Genomic DNA, 5646 nt, shown 5'->3' on the forward strand with positions numbered 1-5646 from the left:
TTCCATCACGCATCGATTTTGAGAGTACGCATAGCGTTGTCCCAAAACCGCTGGGCACTTTTGGGCGACATGCTTCCGGGGAGGGAATCATGGATTTTTCAGCAGTGAACTGGCTGGCGGTGATTGTCGCCGCGGTGGTGGCGTGGTTGTTCGGCGCTGCATGGTACATGGGCCTGAGCAAGCCGTGGCTCAAGGCCGCCAGGCTTGATCCGGCGACCATGAGTAAATCGCCGCTGCCCTTCGTCATCAGCTTCATTGCGGAACTTGTCATGGCGCTCGTCATGTCCCTGATTATCGGAGCGATGACCGGTGGCGAACCGAGCCTCGTTGCCGGGCTCGTCTTCGGCTTCGTTCTCTGGTTCGGATTCGTCGCCACGACGTTATCCGTCAATCATCGCTACGAAGGGTTCGGCTGGGACCTGACGATAATAGACTGCGGTCACTGGCTCGGCGTGCTGCTTATCATCGGCGCGGTGATTGGCTGGTTCGGCGCAGGGGAAGTCGCGGGCTGATCCTGCCGCCACGAAATAGGTCGACGACCGCCGGCTGATCACTCAGAGCGGCCTAAAGCTCATCCAAGCGTTGGTCCGGCTGCGGGTTGTGAACTTCGTTCAGGAGCCAATCCCTGAACGCCTCGATCCTGGCGTCGTTGGCCGATCCGATGGGGTAGACCAGATGATAGGCGAAGTCGGGCGGAACCCTGATGCCAAGTTCGAAGGGCCGGATCAGCCGGCCCTCGGAAAGATCGTTTGCCACCATGGCAAAATCGGCGAGCGCGACGGCATTGCCGTCGAGTGCGGCCTGAACGGCGTCGGTCGAGGTGCCGAACACGATCGTCCGGCTGTCGTCGAAATCATCGACGCCGGCCGCCGCCATCCACATGCGCCAATTCGGCCACGTCACGCCTTGTCGCGCCCACTCGATATGGGCAAGCGTGTGATGGAAGAGATCGCGCGGCTCGCGCAGCGGTGGGCCGGAGGCCAGCAGGCTGGGGCTGCACACAGGAATGATGATGTTGTCGAACAGCCGGTGGGTGCAAAGGCCCGGATATTTTCCCGCGCCGAATCGGATTCCGACATCGACGTCGTCCAGGTCGAAATCGCGCAATTCGGACGCAATGTCGAAGCGGAGCTCGATGCCCGGCCGCTGCTTGCGAAAGTCATCGACGCGCCGCATTAGCCATTTTGTCGCAAACTGCGCGTCGAGGGTCACTTTCAGCAGCGCCGTTCCGCGCGCCATCTTGTGCGCCCGTGAGACGGCCCGGCCAAGCAGATCCAGCGCGTCGGTCGACGCCTCGAACAGCACCGCGCCCGCCTCCGTCAGCCGGATCGTGCGGCTGGTGCGCGTGAACAGCACGATGCCGAGCTGATCCTCGATTTCCTTGATCTGGTGGCTGACCGCAGCCGGCGTCAGGCCGAGCTCATCTGCGGCGCGGGTGAAATTGAGGTGCCGGGCCGCCGCCTCCAGCGTCCTCAGTGCACGGGTTCCCGGCAGCAGGCGAGCCATCACAGTAGGACGAGGAGAGGCCGGTCGATCATTTTCCAATCCTCAAATAAAACTTGAAGATGGTGAGAAAACTACTCGTTTCTCGTTTTGATTTCAATCCGGCATGATGGGACCATCGAAATAACATCAAACCGGATTTGACATCCGAATGAAGTGGATTGTGCCATGTCCCACATAGTTATAACTCCTGCAATCGCCCGGTCGGCCTGGCTGCGCGCGACGCTTGACTGGTTTCGCCATGCGAAAGTTGCGGTCAATCTCCCGCATCAGAACGTCGACGATCTTGCGGACCGCCAATTGCGCGACATCGGCGCCGAACGCAAGGATGTCGCGCGCGTGACGGACCGGGAACTCGGCCGGTTGGGTCTGCTCGACATCGGCTGGCAGAGGCCGCGGACGTAGGGCAGTAGGGCAGTAGGGCAGTAGGGCAGCTAAAAGGTAAGCGGCGCGCCTGCGCGATCCTACTGACACTTTCCTATTCCCCTATTCCCCTATTCCCTACCTCACCACCTTCATCACCGTGCGATCCGACAGCAGCGGCAGCAGCCGGGTCATCGTGCGCGCCGTCACCGCGACGCAGCCTTGCGTCGGCGTGAAGCCGGGGCGCGCCAGATGAAAGAAGATGGCGCTGCCGCGCCCGCGGCGACGCGGCGAAATGTTCCAGTCGAGCACCAGGCAGGCATCATAGAGCCGGTCAATGCGCAGCATCCGCTCGTGGCTGGCGCCATAGGGAATCCTGACCGGACGGTTGTAGTTGCGGTCCTCAGGCACTTCGCACCAGCCGAGATCCGGACCGATCGGCGTCATCGCCAGCCGGGTTTTGCGGCCTCCGGAAAAATGATCGTTACGAAAGTATCCCGACAGGATCCGCATCGAACCAAGCGGCGTGGCGCCGTCGCCTTCGCGCTTGCCGGCCGATATGCCGCCGCGTCCCAGCGCACATGAAAACACCAGCTTGCCAGCCTGCAGAAGCCCCTGGCTGGCGTGGCCGGGCCTGGCGCGCACGGTGAGGACACGAAGCCCTTTTCGCAAAAATGCGCTCGCCTCATTGCACGCGCGTTTTTTCTTGTATGATCGTGCCACGGAACAAATCATTGTGATCGGCTGTTGTGTCGGTCAGCTTCCGCATAAACAGGCAGCGGTCAACTGAATTTTCTTTTCAAAACAACGGATTGATCCATGACTTCACGCACAATTCTGATCGTCGATGACGATGACGACCTGCGCGGCACGCTCGTCGAGCAATTGTCTCTCTATGAGGAATTCGACGTCCTGCAGGAATCAACCGCCGCCAAAGGTGTCGCCACGGCCCGCGGCGGCCTCATCGATCTGCTCATCATGGATGTCGGCCTCCCCGATATGGATGGCCGCGAGGCAGTGAAGATACTGCGCAAGGGCGGCTATAAGTCGCCCATCATCATGCTGACGGGACACGACACCGATTCCGACACGATTCTCGGCCTCGAAGCCGGCGCCAACGACTATGTGACCAAACCGTTCCGATTCGCGGTTCTCCTGGCCCGCATCCGTGCCCAGCTTCGCCAGCATGAGCAGAGCGAAGACGCCACCTTTTCGGTCGGCCCCTACACTTTCAAGCCCAGCCAGAAGCTTCTGATCGATCAGCGCGGCGCCAAGGTGCGGTTGACCGAAAAGGAAGCCTCGATCATCAAGTATCTCTACCGCGCCGACCAGAAGGTGGTGACGCGCGACGTGCTGCTCGAGGAAGTCTGGGGCTACAATTCCGGCGTCACCACGCACACGCTGGAAACCCATGTCTATCGGCTGCGCCAGAAGATCGAGCGCGATCCTTCTAACGCAGAAATTCTTGTGACAGAAAGCGGCGGCTACAAGCTGGTTCCTTAAACATTTAATCATTCAATCAGCGGTCGGGGCAGGGGCCGCTTTCGGGTACGATCCTGAGACTGGAGGTGGTTCTGGATCGAACTCACTGACGCATCGGACCAAAAATCGGAATCTTTTTTCGAAAGCATGGTGCGTCGATTTCAAAGCGTTTAGCGCGTCCTTTGCGCGTTCAAAGGGATGCTCGGCGCTGTAAGGGAGGGATTGGACTGGCCGTTCGGGGACCTAGCTAGATGGCGTTGGATGACGACATCCGCATCCTGTCCGCCGTGAGGCTCTTCGAGGGCTTCACGGAGGAACAGTTGCGTCTGCTCGCCTTTGGCGCGGAAACCACCAAGCTGCAGGCCGACCACAAGCTTTACCGCGAGGACGACGAGGCCGATTGTGCCTATATCGTCGTCAGCGGGCGCATCCTGCTGTATCGCGAGCAGGATGGCGCCCGCGTCCCGATAGGCACGGCCGGTCCCGGTACGATGCTGAGCGAACTGGCGCTGATCGCCGATACCAACCGGCTGACCAGCGCATCCGCCCAGATCGATTCGGAAGTGCTGCGGCTCAGTCGCAAGATGTTCCACCGCATCCTGGAGGAATATCCGGATATCGCGGTCCATCTGCACCAGCGCATCTCCGAGGATTTTCTGGCAATGATCCGCCGCATCGAGGAGCTGGCGCCGCGTTTCGAGAACTGAACCCGGATTTCAACTCGCTCTCGCAACCAATGGCCCGTGAAAGCCATCGAATCAGGGCGGCAAGGCTGAGGTGTATCGAGATTCAGATCAGGCCGAGCCGAGAATGGTGGGATCCGAGAACCGGAGCGGAGCGTGCTTTTGGGTACGTGAGCACCGGAAGCACAGGAAACCACCATTCGCAGGCCGGCCTGATCTGAATATCGATACACCTAATCCAGGTCGAACCGCGCTATGACCGGCACATGATCCGACGGCCGTTCCCAGCCGCGCGCCGGCCGCAGGATCTCGTAGCCGGCAAAGCTCGGCACCAGGTTTGGCGACGACCAGACATGGTCGAGCCGCCGGCCGCGATCCGACGCTTCCCAATCCTGCGCGCGATAGCTCCACCAGGTGTAGAGCTTCTGCTCATAAGGCACGTTGAGCCGCATCAGGTCGACCCAGTCGCCGGCGAGCCGCATCGCCTCGAAATTTTCCGTCTCGACCGGCGTATGGCTGACCACCTTCAGGAGCTGCTTGTGCGACCAGACATCGTGCTCGAGCGGCGCGATGTTGAGGTCGCCGACCAGGATCGAACCGGACACTTCGTCGTGCTCGGCGCGGATGGCGTTCATTTCGGCGACGAAATCGAGCTTGTGCTTGAACTTGCGGTTGATGATCGGATCGGGTTCGTCGCCGCCGGCCGGGACGTAGAAATTGTGCAGCAGGATCGCCTTTCCGCCGGCCCGCAGGGTGACCGACAGATGCCGGCAGTCCTCGATCTCGCAGAAGCGGCGCTTTTCGACAATCGCGATCGGCCGGCGCGCCACCGTCGCCACGCCGTGATAGCCCTTCTGGCCGTGGAAGGCGATATGCTCGTAGCCGAGCTTGCGAAAGGCCTTCTCGGGAAACAGTTCGTCGGGAACTTTGGTTTCCTGCAGACAGAGCACGTCCGGTGCCTGTTCGACAAGCAGGCGTTCGACGATCGGCATGCGCAAGCGGACGGAATTGATGTTCCAGGTGGCGATGGAAAAGGGCATACGGAGGGTCCGGACGGCACGGGACCGCAGGAACCTGGTTAGCTCCGACGGGCTGGTGCTTTTTTGGCAAGGCAGTTCCGGAAACTACTGCCAGCCATACGCTGCAAAAACAAGCCGGGCGCAATCATTGACCCTCGCGCCGCCCCTCATTGCCCTGCCGGGCATTTCTCCCCGGAGAAAGACGCTGGCTCCAGCCGCGGCGCCTTTCTTTCAACCATGGTGGATGGCGAAATCGTCGATTACAGCGTCCTTCTCCTCGTTTACGGGGAGAAGATGGCGGTAGCCAAGATGAGGGGCAGCGCTGACGTCCAGAAAGGCTTCCCACGACGAAACGCAGGAAACTACCGTTCGCAGGCCGGCATTATCTGAACATCACCATGCCTCAGCGCGACTTGGTGTTCAGCTCGCGGTTCGCCGTATAGTCGATGGCAAAGGTGTCGGGGGCGAAGCTCACGCCTTCCCTGACGTTGAAGATCATCACCGTCGTGTCCTTGCCTTGCGCATCGGTGATCGTCCATTGGCGCAATTCGTAGGTTTTCGGGTCGAACATCATGGTGATCTTCGAACTGCCGAAC

General features: G+C 60.5%; 8 protein-coding genes. 4 read left to right on the forward strand and 4 right to left on the reverse strand.

Going from position 1 to position 5646, the window contains the following annotated elements; genetic code table 11:
- Nucleotides 1-89: 89 nt before the first annotated feature.
- On the forward strand, nt 90-512 hold the full coding sequence (locus tag EOA86_RS19375; protein ID WP_095520098.1) for a DUF1761 domain-containing protein: 423 nt from the start codon (nt 90-92) through the stop codon (nt 510-512).
- Nucleotides 513-564: 52 nt separating this feature from the next.
- Here the strand turns inward: EOA86_RS19375 and gcvA are convergent, their stop codons facing one another.
- Entirely contained in the window at nt 565-1506 is a 942-nt protein-coding gene (gene gcvA / locus EOA86_RS19380) for a transcriptional regulator GcvA (protein WP_029349297.1), read from the reverse strand.
- Nucleotides 1507-1671: 165 nt separating this feature from the next.
- On the opposite strand from gcvA, the gene EOA86_RS19385 reads away from it, so the two are divergent.
- Nucleotides 1672-1908 carry a hypothetical protein gene (locus EOA86_RS19385; protein WP_128343141.1) on the forward strand — a complete coding sequence of 79 codons (237 nt, stop codon included), beginning with the start codon at nt 1672-1674 and terminating at the stop codon, nt 1906-1908.
- A 96-nt stretch (nt 1909-2004) separates the two neighbouring features.
- Here the strand turns inward: EOA86_RS19385 and EOA86_RS19390 are convergent, their stop codons facing one another.
- Entirely contained in the window at nt 2005-2601 is a 597-nt protein-coding gene (locus EOA86_RS19390; RefSeq protein WP_128343142.1) for a L,D-transpeptidase, read from the reverse strand.
- An 84-nt stretch (nt 2602-2685) separates the two neighbouring features.
- Between EOA86_RS19390 and EOA86_RS19395 the strand changes: the two genes are divergently transcribed.
- Together EOA86_RS19395 and EOA86_RS19400 are read left to right on the forward strand one after the other, a co-directional pair.
- Nucleotides 2686-3369, forward strand: a complete 684-nt coding sequence (locus tag EOA86_RS19395) for a response regulator transcription factor (RefSeq protein ID WP_029349304.1) — start codon at nt 2686-2688, stop codon at nt 3367-3369.
- Between the two features lie 230 nt (nt 3370-3599).
- Entirely contained in the window at nt 3600-4055 is a 456-nt protein-coding gene (locus EOA86_RS19400; protein ID WP_128343144.1) for a cyclic nucleotide-binding domain-containing protein, read from the forward strand.
- A gap of 209 nt (nt 4056-4264) precedes the next feature.
- On the opposite strand, the gene EOA86_RS19405 is transcribed toward EOA86_RS19400, so the two are convergent.
- Together EOA86_RS19405 and EOA86_RS19410 are read right to left on the reverse strand one after the other, a co-directional pair.
- On the reverse strand, nt 4265-5071 hold the full coding sequence (locus tag EOA86_RS19405; protein ID WP_128343145.1) for an exodeoxyribonuclease III: 807 nt from the start codon (nt 5069-5071) through the stop codon (nt 4265-4267).
- Nucleotides 5072-5453: 382 nt separating this feature from the next.
- Nucleotides 5454-5646, reverse strand: a 193-nt coding sequence (locus tag EOA86_RS19410) for an outer-membrane lipoprotein carrier protein LolA (RefSeq protein ID WP_164891834.1), incomplete at its 5' end; no start/stop codon positions are given.

It is taken from the genome of Mesorhizobium sp. M5C.F.Ca.IN.020.32.2.1 (genome assembly GCF_004023105.1).
GTDB classification, from domain to species: Bacteria; Pseudomonadota; Alphaproteobacteria; order Rhizobiales; family Rhizobiaceae; genus Mesorhizobium; species Mesorhizobium wenxiniae.